This window comes from Alkaliphilus crotonatoxidans, from assembly GCF_054658015.1.
Genome location: NZ_BAAHXS010000004.1, coordinates 1248557 through 1269394, shown reverse-complemented (window position 1 = coordinate 1269394; position 20838 = coordinate 1248557). Strand labels below are relative to the sequence as shown.

19 protein-coding genes and 1 riboswitch are annotated in these 20838 nt (G+C 42.4%); of the genes, 1 reads left to right on the top strand and 18 read right to left on the bottom strand.

What is annotated here, in order from left to right:
- Positions 1–33 precede the first annotated feature (33 nt).
- The 17 genes from ACYQ1I_RS08510 to ACYQ1I_RS08430 form a co-directional block, all read right to left on the bottom strand.
- The gene (locus ACYQ1I_RS08510) at positions 34–720 is read right to left on the bottom strand and encodes an ABC transporter ATP-binding protein (RefSeq protein WP_459764292.1); all 687 of its coding nucleotides are present in this window, start codon (positions 718–720) and stop codon (positions 34–36) included.
- A 19-nt stretch (positions 721–739) separates the two neighbouring features.
- Positions 740–2035: an ABC transporter permease gene (locus tag ACYQ1I_RS08505; protein ID WP_459764290.1), complete on the bottom strand. Its 1296-nt coding sequence runs from the start codon at positions 2033–2035 to the stop codon at positions 740–742.
- Positions 1974–3170 (bottom strand): ABC transporter permease, encoded by a 1197-nt coding sequence (locus ACYQ1I_RS08500; protein ID WP_459764288.1) that lies wholly within the window; start codon positions 3168–3170, stop codon positions 1974–1976. The genes ACYQ1I_RS08505 and ACYQ1I_RS08500 overlap by 62 nt, the downstream gene beginning before the upstream one ends.
- Positions 3171–3192: 22 nt before the next feature.
- Complete coding sequence (locus tag ACYQ1I_RS08495) at positions 3193–4416, bottom strand: efflux RND transporter periplasmic adaptor subunit (RefSeq protein ID WP_459764286.1); 1224 nt, start codon at positions 4414–4416, stop codon at positions 3193–3195.
- Positions 4417–4498: 82 nt separating this feature from the next.
- Entirely contained in the window at positions 4499–4951 is a 453-nt protein-coding gene (rimI, locus tag ACYQ1I_RS08490) for a ribosomal protein S18-alanine N-acetyltransferase (protein ID WP_459764284.1), read from the bottom strand.
- A complete protein-coding gene (tsaB, locus tag ACYQ1I_RS08485; protein ID WP_459764282.1) occupies positions 4952–5668 on the bottom strand; it encodes a tRNA (adenosine(37)-N6)-threonylcarbamoyltransferase complex dimerization subunit type 1 TsaB in 717 nt (238 codons plus the stop codon). It lies immediately after the preceding gene.
- A complete protein-coding gene (gene tsaE / locus ACYQ1I_RS08480) occupies positions 5665–6123 on the bottom strand; it encodes a tRNA (adenosine(37)-N6)-threonylcarbamoyltransferase complex ATPase subunit type 1 TsaE (RefSeq protein ID WP_459764280.1) in 459 nt (152 codons plus the stop codon). The genes tsaB and tsaE overlap by 4 nt, the downstream gene beginning before the upstream one ends.
- 155 nt (positions 6124–6278) lie before the next feature.
- Positions 6279–6893 carry an ECF transporter S component gene (locus ACYQ1I_RS08475; RefSeq protein ID WP_459764278.1) on the bottom strand — a complete coding sequence of 205 codons (615 nt, stop codon included), beginning with the start codon at positions 6891–6893 and terminating at the stop codon, positions 6279–6281.
- Between the two features lie 121 nt (positions 6894–7014).
- Positions 7015–7138, bottom strand: a riboswitch (FMN riboswitch).
- An 86-nt stretch (positions 7139–7224) separates the two neighbouring features.
- Positions 7225–7707, bottom strand: a complete 483-nt coding sequence (locus ACYQ1I_RS08470) for a hypothetical protein (protein ID WP_459764276.1) — start codon at positions 7705–7707, stop codon at positions 7225–7227.
- Between the two features lie 35 nt (positions 7708–7742).
- The gene (locus tag ACYQ1I_RS08465) at positions 7743–8900 is read right to left on the bottom strand and encodes an amidohydrolase (protein WP_459764274.1); all 1158 of its coding nucleotides are present in this window, start codon (positions 8898–8900) and stop codon (positions 7743–7745) included.
- A gap of 235 nt (positions 8901–9135) precedes the next feature.
- Positions 9136–9555 (bottom strand): hypothetical protein, encoded by a 420-nt coding sequence (locus ACYQ1I_RS08460; protein ID WP_459764272.1) that lies wholly within the window; start codon positions 9553–9555, stop codon positions 9136–9138.
- 259 nt (positions 9556–9814) lie between these two features.
- Positions 9815–11119, bottom strand: a complete 1305-nt coding sequence (locus ACYQ1I_RS08455; protein WP_459764271.1) for an MFS transporter — start codon at positions 11117–11119, stop codon at positions 9815–9817.
- A 21-nt stretch (positions 11120–11140) separates the two neighbouring features.
- Positions 11141–13300, bottom strand: coding sequence for a Tex family protein (locus ACYQ1I_RS08450; RefSeq protein ID WP_459764269.1), 2160 nt, complete (start codon positions 13298–13300; stop codon positions 11141–11143).
- A gap of 142 nt (positions 13301–13442) precedes the next feature.
- A complete protein-coding gene (fliS, locus tag ACYQ1I_RS08445; protein WP_459764267.1) occupies positions 13443–13907 on the bottom strand; it encodes a flagellar export chaperone FliS in 465 nt (154 codons plus the stop codon).
- A gap of 11 nt (positions 13908–13918) precedes the next feature.
- Positions 13919–14734 carry a flagellin N-terminal helical domain-containing protein gene (locus tag ACYQ1I_RS08440; RefSeq protein ID WP_459764265.1) on the bottom strand — a complete coding sequence of 272 codons (816 nt, stop codon included), beginning with the start codon at positions 14732–14734 and terminating at the stop codon, positions 13919–13921.
- Positions 14735–14766: 32 nt separating this feature from the next.
- Entirely contained in the window at positions 14767–15072 is a 306-nt protein-coding gene (locus ACYQ1I_RS08435) for an EscU/YscU/HrcU family type III secretion system export apparatus switch protein (protein ID WP_459764263.1), read from the bottom strand.
- 10 nt (positions 15073–15082) lie between these two features.
- On the bottom strand, positions 15083–17710 hold the full coding sequence (locus ACYQ1I_RS08430; protein ID WP_459764261.1) for a DUF6240 domain-containing protein: 2628 nt from the start codon (positions 17708–17710) through the stop codon (positions 15083–15085).
- A gap of 137 nt (positions 17711–17847) precedes the next feature.
- Between ACYQ1I_RS08430 and ACYQ1I_RS08425 the strand changes: the two genes are divergently transcribed.
- The gene (locus ACYQ1I_RS08425) at positions 17848–18297 is read left to right on the top strand and encodes a YaaR family protein (RefSeq protein ID WP_459764259.1); all 450 of its coding nucleotides are present in this window, start codon (positions 17848–17850) and stop codon (positions 18295–18297) included.
- Positions 18298–18336: 39 nt separating this feature from the next.
- Here the strand turns inward: ACYQ1I_RS08425 and ACYQ1I_RS08420 are convergent, their stop codons facing one another.
- Complete coding sequence (locus ACYQ1I_RS08420) at positions 18337–20706, bottom strand: methyl-accepting chemotaxis protein (protein ID WP_459764257.1); 2370 nt, start codon at positions 20704–20706, stop codon at positions 18337–18339.
- Between the last annotated feature and the right edge of the window lie 132 nt (positions 20707–20838).

Below are 20838 nucleotides of genomic sequence, written 5' to 3'. Positions count from 1 at the left end.
TCAAATTTCCCTGTCTTTTCAGGGCTAATTTAATTATAATACTTTTTCAACCATTTGGTCAGATACAATTTCTCCATCCCGAAAGGTAACAATCCGCTTGGTCTGCTGGGCGATTTCCGGTTCGTGGGTAACCAAAACGATAGTTGCCCCGTCTCGGTTCAGCTTTTTAAAGATCTCCATTACCTCGTCACCTGATTTAGAGTCAAGGTTCCCGGTGGGCTCATCGGCAAGTATAATTGCCGGCTGATTGACCAAGGCCCTGGCGATGGCAACCCTTTGTCTTTGACCCCCAGACAGTTCATTAGGCTTATGATCCATACGCCCCTCCAGGCCAACCCACTTTAAGGCCTCAATGGTTCTTCGATGCCTTTCCTGCCTAGATAATTTATTATAGATCATGGGCAGCTCGACATTTTTGTAAGCCGAGGTTCTGGGTAACAGGTTAAAGGATTGAAATACAAAGCCTATTTTTTCATTTCGTATTTCTGCCAATTCATTGTCAGAGATGTCTTTAATGGCCTTGCCATCTAAAATATAGACTCCCGAGGAGGCACGATCGAGACAGCCCAATACGTTCATGAAGGTAGACTTTCCAGAACCAGAAGGCCCCATGATTCCCACAAATTCACCTTTACCAATGGTCAAATTGACATTTTTTAATGCCTGAACAGATATACTTCCATTTTGATAGGTTTTATTAAGATTTTCTATTTGAATCATTTTATCGCTCCCTTTTCCTTTATTCGTAACGCAGGGCCTCTATTGGATCAAGCTTTGATGCCTTCTTAGCCGGATATACCCCAAAGAAAACCCCCACCAGCACAGAAAAGATAAAGGCAAGTAAGATGGCGTTGCTGGAGATAATAAAGGGTAGATTTAACAGCTTAACGATTAACATCCCAATTCCCCCGCCCAGGGTCAACCCAATGAAGCCGCCTAAAACCGAAAGGGTAACCGCTTCAAATAGAAATTGAAGTAAAATAACAGCAGGCTTAGCGCCAATGGCCTTTCGAATACCAATTTCACGGGTACGCTCCGTTACTGACACCAGCATGATATTCATAATGCCAATGCCCCCCACCAGCAGCGATATACCGGCAATCCCTGAAATGATTCCAGTAAGTATTCCCAGGGTGGAATCAATTTGACTTAAATCACTTTCCATAGTATAAACCCTTAATACCTCTTGATTTTTGTTTCTTCTTCCCATCAAGCTTAAAATCCTGGTACCCACTTCATTGACGTCGAAGGCTTCCCTGGCCTGTACCAGAACCCGTGGGTAGCGATCGATATAAAACATTTGCTCGGCAACGCTAATAGGTATGTAACCAGAAAAATAACTACCCCTAGTCATTTTCATAATGGTTGAATCGGCCAATTTATCGACGCCAATTATCATCATTTCCACCGTTCGATAGCCGGCGTTGACGGTAACAATCTCCCCCAGACAATCGGTGGTGCCGAAAAGATCCGTGGCGGCATTTTCATCTATAATGATTACATTCCTTCTTCCCTGAATATCCTCTTGTGAAATGAATCTGCCATTCAATAAATTAACGCTTTGTACCTGATCATAATTATTGTCCACTCCATACAGATCCACCATTAAACTTTTACCCTGATATTTGATATCTACATATATGCTAATCTCGGGGGAGGCCGCCTGGATATCATCTAAATTGGAGATGGAGCCTATATCCTCCTCTGTAAAATAATCTCTTAACAGGGCGGTTTGCTCTGAGTTTGACCGGACATTAATGGCGAGCTTTCCTTTACTTTGCTCTCCGAAGGCCTTAGTCATATCTGCCTTGGCGGCATTTCCCAGGGTGGTAATCACCACCACAGCTGTAATCCCAATTATCAGCCCCAGCATGGTTAAGCACGATCTCATTTTATTGACCCAAATATTTTGAAGGGATACCTTCAGTATTTCAAAGATTATCATTGAAAAATCATCCTTTTTATTGTTTTCCTTATTCATACCGCAAAGCTTCGATTGGGTCAAGCTTTGCAGCCCTGTTTGCAGGGTAAACACCAAATATGATACCGACTGATATGGCCAAAATACTGGAGGTTGTAATTTCCTTGACACTGATCAGCAATGGCATATCCAATAAAACAGAGGCAGCCAAGCCAAATAAGAAGCCGAAGGCAATTCCCAACAGACCCCCGGCCAGGGAAATCAAAGCCGATTCTGTTAGAAATTGAGAAAGAATAACCCTTTTCTTGGCTCCAATGGCCTTCTTGACCCCTATTTCTCTGATTCGCTCTGTTACGGTAACCAGCATGATATTCATAATACCAATGCCCCCTACCAACAGGGCTATACCAGCAATTAATGCCAGCACCAGGATAATGGTACTAAGTACACTGTCTACGGTTTCCAAAGCCTCTTCCAGATTGTAGACCGTATACATATCCTGATTATTATGAATTCGCTCTAGAACAGTCACAACCTGCTGTCCGATTTGGTCCATCTGCTGCCGGTCCGTTACCTTTAAATTAACACCATAATATACATCCAGATTATAGTGGCGCATAATGGTGGTCATGGGGACATAAACACTGCCATACATGCCGCTTCCAGTAAACTGGCTTTCCTCCAGCCTGCTTATTCCCACCACCTGGAAATCCAGGTCACCTCGAGGTGTTTTTAAAGTAACCACCTCGCCAATTACATCTAATCGGCCGAAGAGCTCCCGGGCATCCTTTTCTGAAATAACAATGGCCCTTCGAAATTGATTCAAATCTTCTTCATTAATGAATCTTCCCATTAGAAGCTCCACATTACTAATAATTTCACTGTCGGCATTGGCACCATAGAGCAATACTTCATGTTTTTTATCCTTGAGAGCAATTTCGTTATATTCCTCATAAAGGGGAGCCATTGCCTCAATTCCTTCAATGGATTTTAAGGCCTCCAGGTCTCGATCCGTCAGATAATCTCTTCTTCTTAAATCTTCATTGCTCCAATTCATATAAATCATCAATCGATTGGTACCAAACTGCTCCAGACTTTTTTGTATTTGATACTTTCCGCCATTTCCGATTACAGAAATAGCAACCACAGCCGAAATACCAATAATCATCCCAAGCATTGTTAAAAAGGTTCTCATTTTATTGGCTCTGATGGAGCTGAGGGCAAGTCGTATATTTTCCAGTAAATTCATGGCAATCCATCCTTTTATTTTCCTATCGAATAATTACTCTATCTCCATCCTTCAGAGAAGCACCAGGCCTTAATATGATTGTTTGCCCGGCTTCAATTCCCTGGGTGATCTCTACTTCAAAGTCTGATTCAATTCCGGTTTGTACCTCTTTGGCTGCAGCAGTACCATCTTCTTTAACAATATAGACTAGCTTTTTACCATCGGGCTGGATTTGAATGGAATCAAAGGGTACCACCAGGGTATTTTCCCTTTTGTCACTGATGATTCTGGTCTTGACAGAAAAGCCTGGCTTCAGCATTTCGTGTCTTTCCATCACCTTTATTGTCACCTCTACAGCAGTTTCAGTGGTTTGTCCTGTAGACAACTTACTGGCTACAGGTGCAATTTTTTCTACAGTTCCTTCAAAAACAGTTCCCGTCAGGGCATCTGTTTCAATTTCCACCTGCTGTCCCACCTCTACCCTGGCAATATCATATTCGTTTACATTAATTTTAATTTCCAGCTGGTCTAAATTTGAAACCACAAAGCATGGTGAGGTGGGGCTGACAACAGTTCCTCTATCAATGTTAACGGCAGTAATCACACCATCTATGGGGCTGGTAATGATCCCTCCCAGGCGGGTCTGCTCCTTGGTTAAATCGTCAATATTTAATTGAGACACTTCTATTTGCTTCTTGGTATGCTGGATTTCAAAATATAAAGAATCCTCATTATTTTGATATTGCTGATATGTAGTTTGAAGTTCCTCCAGGGCATCTTGGCTCTTTTCCAGCTCTGCCTGAGAAAGACCTCCGCTTTCAAATAAGGCCATATTTCTTTCATGCTGCAGCTGAGTACTTTCTAACGATTTTCTTGCCTTCTCCATTGCTTCCTTCCTGGACTTTTCAAGCTTCGCAAGATTAAGGCGTTCCATTTCAAGCTGGGTACTGGCAATGTTAAGCTTATTGCCAAATTCAGATTCATCCAAGCTGGCCAGGATTTCACCCTTCTTCACAAATTGGCCAACCTCTACTTTAATTTCAGCAACCTTTCCCGTACCCTCATAGAAAATGGATGCCTTCTCTAATTCTTCAAGGGTACCCGTGGCCGGTATCTTGACAGCAATATCCTTCTTCTCAACCGTCATGACCTCTGCAAAAACACCCTGATTGGATGCCTTTGATGAGCGAACCGCCATAAAGGAAAGGCTCGCCAAAACTACTACTGCAATTAACAGAACTATCATTTTCTTCTTTTTATTTTTCACGCTTGAATCCTCCTTAGACTGGTACTAAACTTTTTTTGCTCTATTATTGATACGTAAATAAATAGAAAAGGTCTGACTTTTTTTATTCAGTCAGCTCCTTCCACATAATTAAAGCATCTTCACCGTTGTCTTCATAATAGCCTGGTCTTACACCACAGCAGGCGAAACCCAGGGATTGATATAAATTTTGTGCCACTAAATTAGACCGCCTAACCTCCAGGGTCATCCTTAACATACCCAGCTCCCTTGCCCCTTGAATCATGCCCTGAACCAGCTGCCTGCCTAGGCCTAATCCTCGATAATTGGGGTCTACTGCTATGTTGGTGACATGGGCCTCATCAATAATCAACCACATTCCGCCAAAGGCCAGTAATTGATTTTCCCGTTCCAATACGATATATTTGGCCAGACGATTTTTTTTAATTTCCTTTTCAAAGGCCCCCCGGCTCCAGGGAACAGGGAAGGAGCGATTTTCAATATCGGCCACCTGCTTAATATCCCTTAATTCCATAGGCCTGATCATTAACCCTTCCATTTATCCTGATACCTGTCCTTTCATTTTCTCTTCATACTGTTTTTCGGCCTGGGATTTCCTCATATATATTGGCAGCAGCTCACTGGCAGTCTGAAGTTTTCCCTCCTTGGCCCTTATTCTGGCCAGTTCACCCACCATTGCTGCCCTAATCATAGACATGGGCTCTGGTGCAAAGGTAGCCGCCTGACCAAGGGAATCAGCCAATGTACCTTTAAATTTAGCCTGGGCATCTCCTGTAAATAAGACTCCTTCTTGATAGGACTTTAGTATTTCCACCAATTCCTTTATCTCAATAACCCTTGGTTCCATTAGCTGAACCAGCCCTTCTTCCTGGCGCCTATAAAGGGCTGTATAAACCGATTCCCGCTGTGCATCGATGATGGGGCATATCATACTGCTGCAAAAGGGAAATTGGTAGGCCAGGGCCTGAAGGGTAGAAATACCCACTACAGGTTTATCAAGGGCCTGGGCCATGGCTTTAATGGTAGTAAGGCCAATTCGTAAACCCGTGAAGGAGCCAGGTCCCAGGGTTGATGTAAAGATATCAATATCTGACGGCGTCAGGCTGCAATGTTCCAGGGCAGCCTTAATCATGGGTACCAGCTTTTCTGAATGGGTTCTTTGATGATTAATTACGATTTCTGTCAACAGCCTTTCTTCCTCCAATATCGCCACAGAGGCGGCTATAGAGGATGAATCCAGCGCTAATATTTTCATTCCTTAAACAACTCCTCAATCATATTCTGATAATAATCATTGGTTCCCCTTACACATAAATTTCTTTCTGATTCATCAACTACGGTTAAATCAATCCAGAGATAGTCTTCAGGAAGCAAAGGCTCAATTTGGGTGGGCCATTCTATGATGCACACCCCATCGCCATAAAAATATTCCTCATAGCCGATATCTTCCATTTCAAAGGGATTGCTAATGCGATAAACATCAAAATGATACAATGGAAGCCTGCCATCATATTCCTGGATAATGGTAAAGGTAGGACTGGTAACAGCCTCTGATATTTGAAGCCCCCTGGCAAAGTATTGGGTAAAAGTGGTTTTTCCAGCCCCTAAATCTCCCGATAGACAAATGATGTCTCCGGGATTCACCATTTCAGCCAGTCTTATCGCCACTGCCGCTGTGGCCTCTTCGTTATAGATTTTTTTACAGATCATACTACATCTACACCTACTTATCGTCATTTTTTAACTTTATTATAATACTATCCATACTATACACTATTTTAGTATATTTTATTTTCTCATAACAGAAAAGCATAAGTAGACAAAAAAAATTCCAGTAGGGTTAAACACTACCGGATTTTTTTACCCTACCTTCTTAGCAGGGGAGAGATTCTTTTATAGATTAATGATGTCACCAGGGCAATCAACAGGCCTTTAAAGAGATTAAAGGGGGTGATCCCGTAGATCACCAGGGTTTTTAAGTCTACTATATGACGATTAACGGCTGTACCCATACTGATAATCCCTTCAAAGGGCATAAAATTGGCATAAAAGGGAATTAAAAGATACAGGTTTGCCAGTACCCCCACTGCACACATAGCCACTGTTCCTGCAAAAACCCCCATTAGGGCATGTAATTTATCTTTTTTCAAATGATAAATTAAAGTGGCTGGCAAAACATAGGAAACACCAATTATAAAGTTTGCCAGTTCTCCTACACCACCGGTTTGGGTCTTTGTGATAAAATGTAGAAATACCTTAACCAGTTGGATTAGTACACCCGCCATTGGTCCCAGGGCAAAGCCTCCTACCAGGGCCGGAACATCACTTAGGTCAATTTTCAAAAATCCCGGAAAAATGGGCAGGGGAAAATCCATCGCCATTAATAAGTAGCCCATTACCGCTAAAATTGAGATCTTAACTAAACTGCTGGTTGATAGCTTATTCTTAGTTATGCCATAGGTTCCTTCTACTTTTTGCATACTGCTGCCTCCTTGTCTCACCTATTCTTCTTTATTTTGTAGTCAGGAGAAAACCACATAAAAAACACCCGAAGGATTTTCTTCAGGTGTTGAATAGACATAGTTTTCATACTAAAACAAAACTAATCTTCTCCCATCCAGACTTTACTGTCGATACTGGAATTTCACCAGTTCAATCGATTTTAACAATCGACTCGCGGATTTTAACCGCCGGTCGGGAATTTCACCCTGCCCTGAAGAATAGATATCTTTTATTTATTTTTAATATTATTATAACCCCAACAGAGGAATTTTGCAAGAAAATTACATTTGTTTAATTAAAAAACTTAAATTAGTTAGACGCCCTTTTCATATAGGATATTTCCTCTTCAAGGGTAAAGTTATATCGCTTCAATAAAAAAAGAATTCCCAATAGGATCATCAGCTTAGGCGTAAAGTATAAAATTCTAAGCCAGCTTCTTGACATAATTTCGCCAATTGACCAACCCGTGAGCTTTAAAGCCACCAGGGAATAGGGTGTTTCCACCAGGGCGTTAATCACCAGACCGATTAAACAAGAAAAGAAGCTGGCTCGAATACTAATCCTCAGTACAATTAAAGTAAGAATAACCAGTGTAAGGGCCTGACATAGCATGTGGATTCCAAAGCTCATGTATTTTCTAATGAAATAAGAGGCAATCCCCTGAAGAATACCGATCAGTATGATTCTTTTAGGGGGAATCTCCTTCCCCAATAAATGCAAGCCTAAGGTAACAATTAATATTGCCTCTGGTATAGAACCCAATAGAACAAAATTCCAAGGCATCGTATCCATTATTGATCTCCTTTACACTTCCTTTTCCCCATGTACTATTTCTGATAAACAACCTCTCCGTTGATAATGGTATATTCTACAGAAGCCTGAATATCAAAGGGGTGTTTATCCCAAATGACAATATCAGCATCCTTACCGATCTCAAGGCTGCCGATTCGATCTGCCAGACCAAGAATTTCTGCCGGGTAAATTGTGATCGCCTTTAGGGCCTCCTCCTCGGCCATTCCGGCCCCCACCGCCAAAGCGGCGCACATTGGCAAGTGCTGCAATGGAATAACCGGATGATCTGTCATGATTGCCACTTTCACTCCAGCTTTATTTAAAATACCTGGGGTTTCAAAGGTTTTATTTTTCAATTCAAATTTTGAGCGTTCACCAAAGCTGGGCCCCACCACAGCAGGATAGCCTTCCTTTGCCAGCTCATCAACAATTAAGTGCCCCTCCGTGCAATGCTCTAGGGTTAGCTTCAGGCCAAATTCCTTGGCAATTCTTATGGATGTAAAAATATCATCGGCTCGATGGGCATGGGCCTTTAAGGGTATTTTCCCCTCTAAAACAGGAAGCATTGCCTCCAACTTCATATCAAAGCCAGGATACTTTGTTAAGTCTCCCTTGGCCTCTTGAATTTTTTCCTGATAGCGTTTGGCCTTCATTAGGGTTTCCCTTAAAATGGCGGCCGTTGCCATTCTTGTCATGGGAGACTTTTTCTTTTCATGATAAACCCGTTTTGGATTTTCACCAAAGGCCACCTTCATTGCAATACTTTCATCAATTATCATGTCATCAATTCGTTTACCGTAGGTTTTAATGGCAGCAAATTGACCACCAATAACATTGGCACTTCCTGGGCCTGTGGCAACGGTTGTAATACCACCCTGATAAGCTTCTTCAAAGGTTCTATCCATAGGATTAATTCCATCAATTCCTCTAAGCTGAGGTGTTACAGGATCAGCCATTTCATTGCCGTCGGCCCCCTCAAAGCCTATGGCATCCTCCCACATCCCCAAGTGGCAGTGGGCATCAATCATCCCAGGAAATACCAGTTTACCCATGGCATCGATGATCCGAGCATCTTCAGGTGCCTCTACATTTGGGCCAAGGGCTTTAATTTTACCCTCTGCCACCAAAATATTTCCCTTCTCAATTCTTTCCCCCACAATCGTATAGATTTCTGCATTTTTTATTAGTAACATTTCATCCCCTCCTAGTATATGTCATTAAATACATATTCAACAAATGTTCCTATAAACCTTTCGGGAATAAAAATATTTTTATATGTCAACCTATTTGATAGACGAATGAATCCAAAAAAAGGTTCCTTAGATCATGGATAAATATGGAATAATGAAAAAGGCCTCAACTAGAATAATGCCACTGAATACTTTTCCTCAAAATATATTTCTGGCAAAATAATAACATAGAGTTTGTTTATTCTTTAAAAATCAATTTAATTTCTACTTCACGGGCCATTTTAGAGCTTAGCTTTAGCTCATAGGTACCTGCCTTAAAGTCATCTTCAAATGTATCTATATACGATTCCCCTTCCCTCAGGGTTTTCTCAAATATTGGCTGATCATTAACATCAAAAAATGTTATTTCAATATCGCCCTGTTCAATCTTCATCTCAACCTGTAATATCTTCGCTTCTTCAAATTTAATGGAATTGTTCAGGGTTCCCTTAAATTTCCCAATGGTAATCAATCGCTGCTGAGGGTCATTGTTAAGAACCATGCTTAAATATTTTGTAGCCTGATATCGATTAGAATTACAACCACCCATAATACTGCCGATTAAAATCATGATTACTAAAATTAAAGAATAACTGCTGCTTTTTTTCATATTATCCACTACCCTTCCTTCCTTTTTACACCCTTATTCATACTGTTTGCTCCAGATAGTAATTATACAACCACAACCATTTTTTATTTTGTCATAAATCTTCTATTAATTATGTCGTAATTTGTATAGCTTACAATATATTTATATTTCAATTAAGATAAAATTATATTACCGTTAAGTATCAATGCCTCCTTTATCAATTAACTTGATAGAATACCTATTTTAATATACAAAAACACCCCTTAAGCCTTCTCAAGGGGTGCTTCATCTAAGCAAGCTCTTTGTATATATTTTTACAACGGGTTTCCTTAACGGTGAAGGTAAAGAGATAACCTACAATAACAAAGATAAAACAATATAAAAAGGCTTTTTGATACAACTGTACCGGATCCAACTGACCGCTGTAGGTATCGAAGACCCGACCTAAAAGGGGCGGAAGAATGGCACCTCCTAAAAAACCTCCTATATTTACAATGGATGTACTGATTCCTGCAATAGCTGGGTGATTCACTTCTTTCCCGCAGGCCCACCCCACTACAAAGGCTGGGCAGCTAAAGCCAAGGATGAAAAATAACGGATATAGTATTCCCAGGGGCGGCTTACCACCACCTGCAAAGACAATAATGGCCCAGCAAAGGGTATAGATTCCGCCAAATAAAATCATTGGCAGCTTTCTTTTTTGAAGGCTGTCTGACAGCTTACCGATAGCAATACTGCCGATGGCCATCCCCAATACCGCCATACTCAGGTAATTGGGAGCTACTCCGGGATCTAGGCCGTATACCTCCACTAAATAGCTTTGGCCCCAGGTACCGGTTAGGGTCACATAGGCACCGAAAAATCCAGTAAATACAATGAAGCTAGGCCAGGTATACCAGTTTGTGAGGGCCTGTATCAACCCTTTCACCAGCGGGGGCCTTTCCATCATCTGGCCCGTCTTTGTTTTCCCTTCAATTTCCTCAATGGTGGGCAGCCCCATTTCTGCCGGTGTATTTCTTACCACCAAATAGCATAAAACGGCTAAAAATATACTGACGATTCCAATGGCGGCAAAGGTGCTGCGCCATGTAAAATAACCTACCATCAGGGCTAAAGGGGTTTGGGCAATAATTCCCCCCATATTGCCAACGAAGGAGGTAATGCCGGACATGGTGCCAAATTCACTTTCTTTAAACCATTGGGATTGAACCTTTAGAATAGCTATAAAAACAACCGATACCCCAATTCCCACCATTAGACGCCCCAGGAAAACCATGGGTAAATTGGGAGCCAGACCAAAGACAATAGAACCCAGGCCCGCCAGAAGGGTTCCAAGGGTAACGGTTTTTCTGGCTCCGAGGGAATCAGCCAAAATTCCCGATGGAATTTGCATTAGCATATAGGCATAAAAATAGGTTGAACCGATATTGGCAAAGGTGGTACCCGAAATATTAAAGGCATTTACCAGATCCTCCCGAACGACTCCGATTGCCAGCCGGTGAAAGAAAACAATGATATAGGCCAGGGCCAGTACACCCCATACGACCCAACGGTAGGTCATCATTTTGTTTATACGCTGCTGATTTTCCTTCATTGTCCTGCTTCTCCTTTATCATCACTTATTTTGTTGTATTCCCTTCATACTTAAGGATACTCTACCCTTTTTAATATCAATTCCAATCACCTTTACATTCACAATATCACCGATGGAGACCACATCCATGGGATTTCTGATATACCGGTCGCTTAACTCAGAAATATGAACTAACCCATCATTTTTGATTCCAATATCCACAAAGGCGCCGAAGTCAATGACATTTCTTACGGTACCGATTAAAATCATATCAGGCTTAAGGTCTTCGATCTTTAACACATCGGTTCTGAATATAGGCTTGGGCAGCTCTTCTCTTGGGTCTCTACCGGGCTTTCTCAGTTCCCTGACCATGTCTCTCAAGGTTGGCAGGCCAATCCCCAGCTTTTCAGCAGCCTTGGCTTCATTAAGTCCCTTCAAGGCTTCCCCAAGGGCCTTCAATTCCCTTGTAGTCAGCTGAGCCCTGTTAAAGCCCATCAGCTCAATTAATTTTTCGCAAGCTTCATAGGATTCAGGGTGAACACCGGTGTTATCGAGAATATTATCACCATCGGTGATTCTTAAAAAGCCTGCACACTGGACAAAGGCCGCCGGCCCCAGCCGCTTGACTTTTTGAAGCTCTCTGCGATTTTTAAATTTCCCATGTTCTTCTCGATGTTTAACAATGTTCTCTGCCGTTGTCTTGGTGATTCCAGCAATATATTGAAGCAGAGCGGCTGAGGCTGTATTTAAATCAACCCCTACGCTATTAACGCAATCCTCCACTACACCTCTTAGGGCTTCATCCAGACGTTTTTGATTGACATCATGCTGATACTGGCCCACACCTACATGCTTGGGATCAATTTTTACCAGTTCCGGCAGGGGGTCTTGCAGACGGCGGCCAATGGAGATGGCTCCCCTTAGGGAAACATTAATATCGGGATACTCCTTGGCAGCCAGCTCTGAGGCTGAATAGACCGACGCTCCGGCTTCACTGACGATAACATAATAGACACTGCGGTCAATTTCCTTTATAAGCTCTGCCACAAAGGCCTCTGATTCCCTGGAGGCTGTACCGTTTCCAATGGCAATCACCTCAACGCCATACTTTTCAATCATGGCCTTTAGCTTCTGCTTACTGCCATCAATGTCATTTTGGGGCTTGGTTGGATATACCGTAGCAGTTTCCAGCAGCTTTCCCGTTCCATCCACTACGGCAATTTTACACCCTGTTCGATAAGCAGGGTCAAAGCCCATTACCACTTTGTCTTTAATCGGCGGCTGCAGCAGGAGCTTCTTGAGGTTTTCACCAAATACCTTAATGGCTTTTTCCTCTGCCCTTTCTGTCAGCTGTGACCTGATTTCCCTTTCTATAGAGGGGGCAATCAATCTTTTATAGCTGTCCTCTATGGCCGCTGTCAGGTATTCATTTTCATTGGCCTCGGCCTTGGTAATTTTTCTTTTTAGATAATAATGCACCTTGTCTACTGCAATATCTACCTTTAACTTTAGGAAGCCCTCCTTTTCACCACGGTTAATGGCCAAAATTCGATGATCGGGAATAGATTTGACCGCTTCCTGATAATCATAATACATTTCATAGACCGATTCAGCTTCCTCCTTGACTGCCTTTGATATTATCAGTCCTTCAAGGTAGGTAATTTTCCTGATTTCCCTTCGATAATCACCATTATCTGAAATCATTTCAGCTACAATATCCATGGCACCATTAATAGCTTCTTCAAGGGAAGAAACGCCATCGGAGGTGATAAAGCCCTCGGCCATGGAGATAAATTCTGATTTTGTACAGTTTTGCTGAATCAGGGCCATGGCCAGGGGCTCCAGCCCCTTCTCCTTGGCAATAGTTGCCCTGGTCCTGCGTTTTGGCCTAAAGGGCAAGTAAATATCTTCAACCTCCTGCAGTGTTACAGCCCCTTGTATTTTCAATTCCAATTCAGGTGTTAATTTTTCTTGCTCCTGAATAAGGCGTAAAACCTCTTCCTTTCGCCCCTCCAGGTTTCTAAGATATGTAAGCCGCTCACTCAGCTCCCTTAATACGGTGTCACTCAGTTCCCCAGTCTGTTCCTTTCGATACCTGGCAATAAAGGGAATGGTGTTGCCTTCATCAATTAGCTGAAGGGTGTTGACCACCTGATGCTCCCTCAACTGAAATTCCTTCATCAGCTGCTGAACAATATTCATATTTTTTCCTCCCTTATTTTTCATAAGGCTATTATACCACAGGCATAATTAAATCATAATATTAAATTTGCCATTATTTTTGAAGGGTAAAAAAAAATATGTAAGGAGCGATCCCTACATATTTCTGATTTTTAAGTTATTCTCAACCCTTTTTCCAACGCTCATCCTGATTGACCACATGGTCGGTAAGCTGTCCCTTTCCATAGGTAAAGCCCGAAACAATGGCAGGGCCCTGATTGCCTCCCTCGCAATTTAAGGATTCTCCCAATTGGCACCAGCCCTCATACAGGGGCCTTAGAACGGCCTGGGCATCTTGAAGCCTGAGGGGCTCCTTTTTGTTAACTGCCTCTGTGATCAGTTGATTTACGTATAGATAGAGGCCCCTGAGCTGATTGGCTATTTCTTCATTTCCCCTGAGGGTTGCCAAGAGCTCAGCCAATATATTTCTACTTTTATCAATTTCCTGCATAAGAGCCTGTGAATTGTCATCGGTTAAAGCTTCCTGGGCATCCGCCAAAGACTCCATTAACCCTTCATATAGGATTGCCACCAATTGGGCACCGTTGGCTGTGGCCACACGATTGGCCAAATAATCCTTTACTCCCATTACGGCCACCTCTAGCTACCTAACAGCTGAAGAACTGACTGGGGCCGTTGGTTGGCCTGGGCAAGCATGGCGGTACCGGCCTGGGTTAATATGTTCAGCTTGGTAAAGGTGGACATCTCAAGGGCCATATCAAGGTCTTCAATTCTTGAAAGGGCCGCAGTGATGTTTTCTGCTGTATTATCGACGTTGGCAATGGTATGCTCAAGACGATTTTGAATGGCCCCCAGTTTGGAACGGGTGGCAGACACCTTGGCGATTGCATCATCCAAGTCTGAAATAGCCGCCGAAGGTGCTGTTGATAGATTAATATTATTAATGCTCAGGGAAGAGGTACATAGCCTTTCGATGGTAAAGACCATTGTATTACCTGCATTGGCCCCAATTTGAAGTTGAATTCCTGTAACGGCCAATGAGCCGTCTAAGATCATTTTATTATTAAAGTTGGCTGATTCCACAATATTATCAATTTCAGCCAATAGCTGGGCAACCTCACTTTGGGTGTTTTCTCTGTCTTCGTCCTCATAGGTGCCATTGCTGGCTTGAACCGCCAGCTCTCTCATTCTTTGCAGCATGGCATGAATCTCGTTCATGGCCCCTTCTGCAGTTTGAATGAGAGAAATACCATCCAGGGCATTTCGAGAAGCCACTTGAAGTCCCTTCACCTGGGCCCTCATCTTTTCTGATATGGCTAAACCGGCTGCATCATCGGCGGCACGATTGATTCTTTTTCCTGAAGATAACCTTTCCAGAGTTTTAGCAGTTAAATTAGAATTATGACTTAGTAGCCTATGAGCATTGAGTGCTGGTATATTATGATTAATTCGCATTGTTTTTCCCCCTCATCGTTTTCAATTTGCTATTATTTATATCGGTCGATTCTCGGCATTACTTTAGCATTGTTTAGCTTTTCATCAATTCCTTCAACAAAAATTAATATTTGCGAGACGATTTCATAAAGCTCTGGCGGAATTTCAGTACCTACCTTAAATTGAATTAGCTCCTTGACAAGCTTTTCATCGAAATGAATTGGTACCTGGCTCTCTTCTGCCACCTTCAGCATGTTATCTGCCGTAATCCCTTGGCCAGTGGCAATAATTTTGGGGGCTTGGTCCTTTTCAACGTCATAATGCAAGGCTACGGCCTGCTTCTTTTTCTCCTGTTTCATGGCTTCACTCCTAAATCATCATGTCAATAAAATGTCTGGCTCCTGTTTGTTTTTCTTCAGCCCCGTCGATGGTCGTTAAAAGGTTTACTTCTTCTTCTACTCTGAAGGTCAGTTCCTTTACCCCATAGCCGATTTCCTCAAGGAGGCCTTTAATTTCAGATGCTCGGGCTTCTATCATTTCTTTATAGGCCTTCAAGGCTACCCCTACCTTGAGGGTGATCTGTCTTTGGGCTACCCCCACATAAACATTAACATTCCCTAAGTTGTTGGTGTCCATATTGAGCAAAATCGACATATTGCTAGGGTCAATCTTTTTACTGCCACGCTTTTCATTCATAACGTAGATTTGAAGGTTTTTAAGCTGATTATCCATTATAAATGGAAATTGCAGCATTACATCCCGGTGATTCAGGCTATTTTGGGTTTGAACTGACTGAAGCATTTTGTCAATTTCCTTGCTGACAGCCTCCCGATTGGCGTGACCATTGGATTCTAGCTTTTCCGTCAGTTTTCCCATTTCCTTCACCAATTGCTTTTCAAACTCCTCCAGGTTGATTTTTCCTTCCCTAAGCCCCTGGCTCAAGTCCTTTATCATTTGCTTCAGATCGTTAACCTCCCGCACATATGGCTGACCGTCAGCCTGCTCCAGCAGTTGAATAATTTCTCCTAGCTGGTGCCCAAGCTGCTGCTTGTTATGAATGAATGAGGATAATGCCTGAAGCTCCTTAAGATTTGGCGGAATTTGGTTTTTTAGCATCATAGCCAGCAGATCGCTTCCTCCTTGATTAATTTTAGGCAGCTGATCCACCAGGGTTTGGGCGGATACATGATTTTTTCTGAATTGGTTCATATGGGCCATCAGCTGGCCGATATCCATCTTTTCAAATTGAAGCCCTTGTTGCAGTCCCTTCTGAAGCAGTAGGCTGGTCATGTTAGTTCGAATGAATTGAAGCTTACCTTGAATATCAATTACACGCCTGACATTTCCCTCATTTAAATCCATTTCATTGGACACAATGGCCTGGGCCAGCTCCACATGACCGGGATTTTCTGAGGATAATCCGGCGGCCTTCATTTGGAATTGACTCAACCTCAATGCAATTGGGTTTGTCTGATTCCCTTGATTCATGGCCAGGCTTTCCAGGGTAATAGGCTGATTTTGGCTTAAATGCTGGGCAATGTTGTTGAAATTAACCGTCTTAATGTCATTTAACAGATTGATCATTTTAATGGTGGGGCCATATCCTTCATCGATGGATTGCCGGGCCTCCCCAAAGAGGATTCTTTCTATATCCGATAGCTTTAAATCAATATTTCTGTTAAGTAATAGCAATAGATCCTTGTCTTGAATTTCACCGGTACGCTCAAGCTTTCCCAGGATATCCTCGATCTTAGCGGAATCCATCTGTAAGTTTGCAGCTGTCAATTGGCTGTTTTCAAGGTTGTCCAATTCCCTTACCATTTTAATCAGATCAGCTATTTTGGTCTTTTCTACATCTGTTCCTGACTTTAACAGATGCGTTATTTTTTCATGGCTTAGTTTTTCTGCCAGCTCCTTAAGCTGACCCTTCAGGGCTTCGATCTTTTCAATATAGTCCTTGCTTACATCAATGCCGCCCTTAATCATTTCCTTAGCTAATTGTACCCTTTCATCGGTGACCTCAAGGTCTTCCCTTACCAGAAGCTCCTTAATATCTCCTTCCATGCGCTCCAATTCCTTATTGGTTACCGGCTGCCCCTTCGACTGAAATTGATCGTAGGCCCTGGCAGCCAATTGACTTACCTTTTCTTCTACAGCGATAACACCCCTTTTAATTGAGTTCTTGATTCGATACAGCTGATCAATATTGGCTTCGGGATTCTCCTTTAGGGCCTCTATCATCCCCTCACTGCTGATTTCCTTTGCCTGATGGAGCTTTGTAAATACTTCATTAACCCGGTTGATATTTTTTCTGGTTATATCCATGCCGGCCCGGTGCAGGGCTTTAATAATATCGGTAATGTCCTTTCCCATTTTGCTGCCGAATATTTTTTCAGCTATTTTTTCAGCTTCTTCTGTACTAATGCTTTTAAATTTAGCTATAATTTTGGCAATGGAAAAGCCCCCTTCTTCCTGCTTCGCCTCTTCTACTGCCTGGTTAACCTTTTCCAGGGGCTCCTTGTCGATATCAACCTCTTGATCCATGATCTGTATGGCTGTATCGTAATCCAACCCCTCCACCAGAGTATTCAATTGACCTTTTAAGGAGACAAAATTTAATAAAGTATCCTTTGATAATTGTATTCCATGTAAATCAAGGGTCTTGAGGGCCTCCATCAGATCATTACGCTGGGGAAGCTCCATGTTTTTCAGAAGCTGTGAATATTTCCCCTCTTCCTCTGGCAATATGGGGGCAGCTGTGGTATCCTCTACCCTTGAATGGAGGATATTTTTTTTATCAATCACTACTGTATCTCCCAGCTTGGCATTCAGCTCTCCCTTTAGGCTGATACTCAATATTTTTTGATCGCCTACATCCAGCTTAATATCGGTACCATTTTTAAACACCAGGGTTCCCCTTATTTTAAAAGAGTTCATTTGCTTGCTGTAGGCCTGATTAACACCGGTATAGTAGGGTTTTTGTATTCCATGATACATAATGACACCACCTTTTATGTCTTCCTGATCTTATATTTATATCGACACAAATTCAGCTTGTCTTTAATCATTTAGCCCTAATGACTTTCGATAACTTTGACGATATAATATATATAAGCTGAAAGGAGGAATACTCCATGAAGAGAATTGAGAATCTAACTCCAATAGAGTTTCGGGAAATGGTCAATGCCACCACCACAAAAAGAACCCCCGCCAAGCAGGCCGAGTTTATTTCCAGGTTTCAAGAGGTTAAATCTGAACAGGTCAGAGACCATCTTAAGGGCCTGTACGAAGAGATTGTAAAGCAGTCTGATCGAATTGGCGACAAGCTGCACCTTAGCGAAGTGATTAAATATAAAAAACTGGTACGGGAGTTTTTAGATGTGGCGGTGAAAAATTCTCATCAATTTTCCAAGCAAAACTTTTTAGATCGCCGAGGCCGGCATCGAGTTTATAGTATTGTGAAAAATGTTGACCGGGAGCTGGAAGCCTTAACGAAGGAATTTTTAAAGGATGAGGTGGACCGTCTGTCAATCATTAAGCGTTTAGATGACATACGTGGTATGCTTTTCGATGTTTTCATGTAAAAATCCCCCTTCCTAAGGGAATAGGACGGGGGATTTTTTTTATTCAGCTTCCTTTTTTTCCAGATCGATCTCTGAATCGGTCTCTTCCTCTGGAATTTCCTGACCCTCTGCTTCTTCTATATCATCATATGTTGGAGCATCAGGATTTGGAGGTTCTATTTCACTGGTATCTGTCCTTTGTTCTTCCTCCTCCACTTCATCAGGAATAAATTCCTCATAAGCTGCAGCTAAAGTGGATGCTTGTGTATCTTCTTTGATTACTTCATCAATAGCATCATCATCAGTTGGCTTGATTTCATGGTCTATCTCATTAAACTCCTGGGGCCCTTCTACTGGCTCTTGAAGGTCAGCAAGCTTAAATTGTGTAGTAATCTCCTTCAGCTCCTGAATCATCTGCTCAAGGGTTAAGGCCGAGGTAGTCATATATTGAATAGCCGAATCCTGCTCTTCGACGCTGGCCAATACTTCCTCTGCTCCTGCGGCAGTTGACTGGGAAACCCCAGCAACCTCCTGCATTGCTTCCTCCACTGACATCACCTCTTGGGCCATTTCCTGAATGACGGTGGATAGTTCCTTCATGGATTCAGCCACTGCATCGGTTTCTTCTTTAATGGATACAAAGGAATCGGCGGTTTGATTAATCACTTCATTTCCTGCCTCAACTCCCTTGATTCCTTCCTCCATCGAGACCACGGCCCGGTTTGTTTCTTTTTGAATTTTTTCAATTAAGCTAATGATTTCCTTGGAAGCATTTCGGGATTGCTCCGCCAGCTTCCTGACCTCTTCAGCCACTACGGTAAAGCCCCTGCCGTGCTCTCCGGCCCGGGCGGCCTCAATGGCTGCATTCAAGGCCAATAGATTTGTTTGGTCTGAAATCTGTGTAATTAACTGACCAGCCCTGTCAATCTCACTGATATGCCGGTTCAAATCCATAATCAGGGTGGAGGTATTTCCCACCAGATTAGAGATGGTTCCCATGGTTTCTTTAATTGCTTCAATTCCCTTGACCCCTCCGGCTGCCAATTGTGAGGTATGCTCGGTGGAGGCAACAATGACATTGGCATTTTCCGTAACCTGTTTTACGTTATTTACCATTACCACCATGGCATTGGCTGATTTTTCAACACTGGTCATCTGTTCAGATGTTCCTGCCGCCACGTGCTCAATGGTCTTGGAAATTTCTGAGGCGGCCATGGCTGTCAGCTCAGAGTTTTTCCACAAATCTTCAATGCTCTTGGCTACCTCACCGGTGGTGATAATAATTTGCCTTACAATCCCGGCCAGGGAGGATGCCATATCATTAAAGGCCATTTGGAGCTGTCCAATTTCACTTTTGCTTTTTATCGTACCCTTTACTTCGATTTGCTCTGTTAAATCACCATCTTTGATTTTATTTGCGCTCTCAACCAGCTTGGCAATAGGTTTCACAAAAACACTGGCAAAGCCTGCTAAAAACACCAGGGAACCAAGGGTGAATAAAACGGCAATTGTCAAGCTTCGGTTAAGGGATGAACGGGTCATGGCCAGTACCTCTCGTTTTTGCTGCTCAACGATTACCCGCCAGCCCAGGTCCCCTACGGTAGCCCCGGAAAACAGCATGTTAACATCTTCATGATTTAACCCCTCGGCTATATTTTGCTGTCCTTCAAGCACTGAAGCAAGGGCCCCGGAAGAATTTTCAATCATATTATAGCGATTCATTACATATTGCGAGGCAATTCGGTGCCCGATTACATAGCCGTCGGAATCAACAACATAAGCATGGCCGGTTTCTCCGATGGAAACCTCTCTAACAATACGATTAATGCTGTCAAAACCCATTACTGCCATTAATACCCCGGAACGATTGTTCATATGATCTCTATAGGGCAGGGCAATTTTAATACCATAGGTATTGATTTGCTCTTCAAACCCCGACTGGGTAATCACCGTTTCACCGGCCATGGCCCTTTGAAACCATTCCTCATTGGCAACACTGTAGTTTCTTTGCCTGGTGGTTGAAATCTTCACCGTTCCCTGGGCATCAACCAGATAAAAGGCCTTAAAATCTTTATTTTGAAATATGTAGCTGTTAAAAAGATTATTAGCCCTATACTCGTCGATTGTTGAAAAATCCTGACCCGCTGGCATCAGCCGCACCATGTTTAACACTGAATCCATATAAATACCAATTTGGGAAGCGACTGAATCGGCCATATTTTGATTGGTGACTTCCGTATTTTTCATGATGTTTTTAGAGTCGTAAAAATAAGATATACTTGTAATGGTAACAATGGGAATCAGTATTAGTAAGCAGCTAACAAAAACCAGCTGCCTTTTTATACTTTTCTTCTTTCCAATGGTACTATTAATAAAGCTCCATTTTTGTTCATCTCGATTGGGTGTCCTTTTTTGAAAAAACTTCCCCATCAGTCTTCCCCCTTCACTATCATTTTGCAGCCCCATAATTTCAAGACTATTTTGTTTTTGGGTTTATATGTATAAATAAATTCATATATACAGCTTAACTTTGGTGTTGTACTATTTATTCGACAACAATAG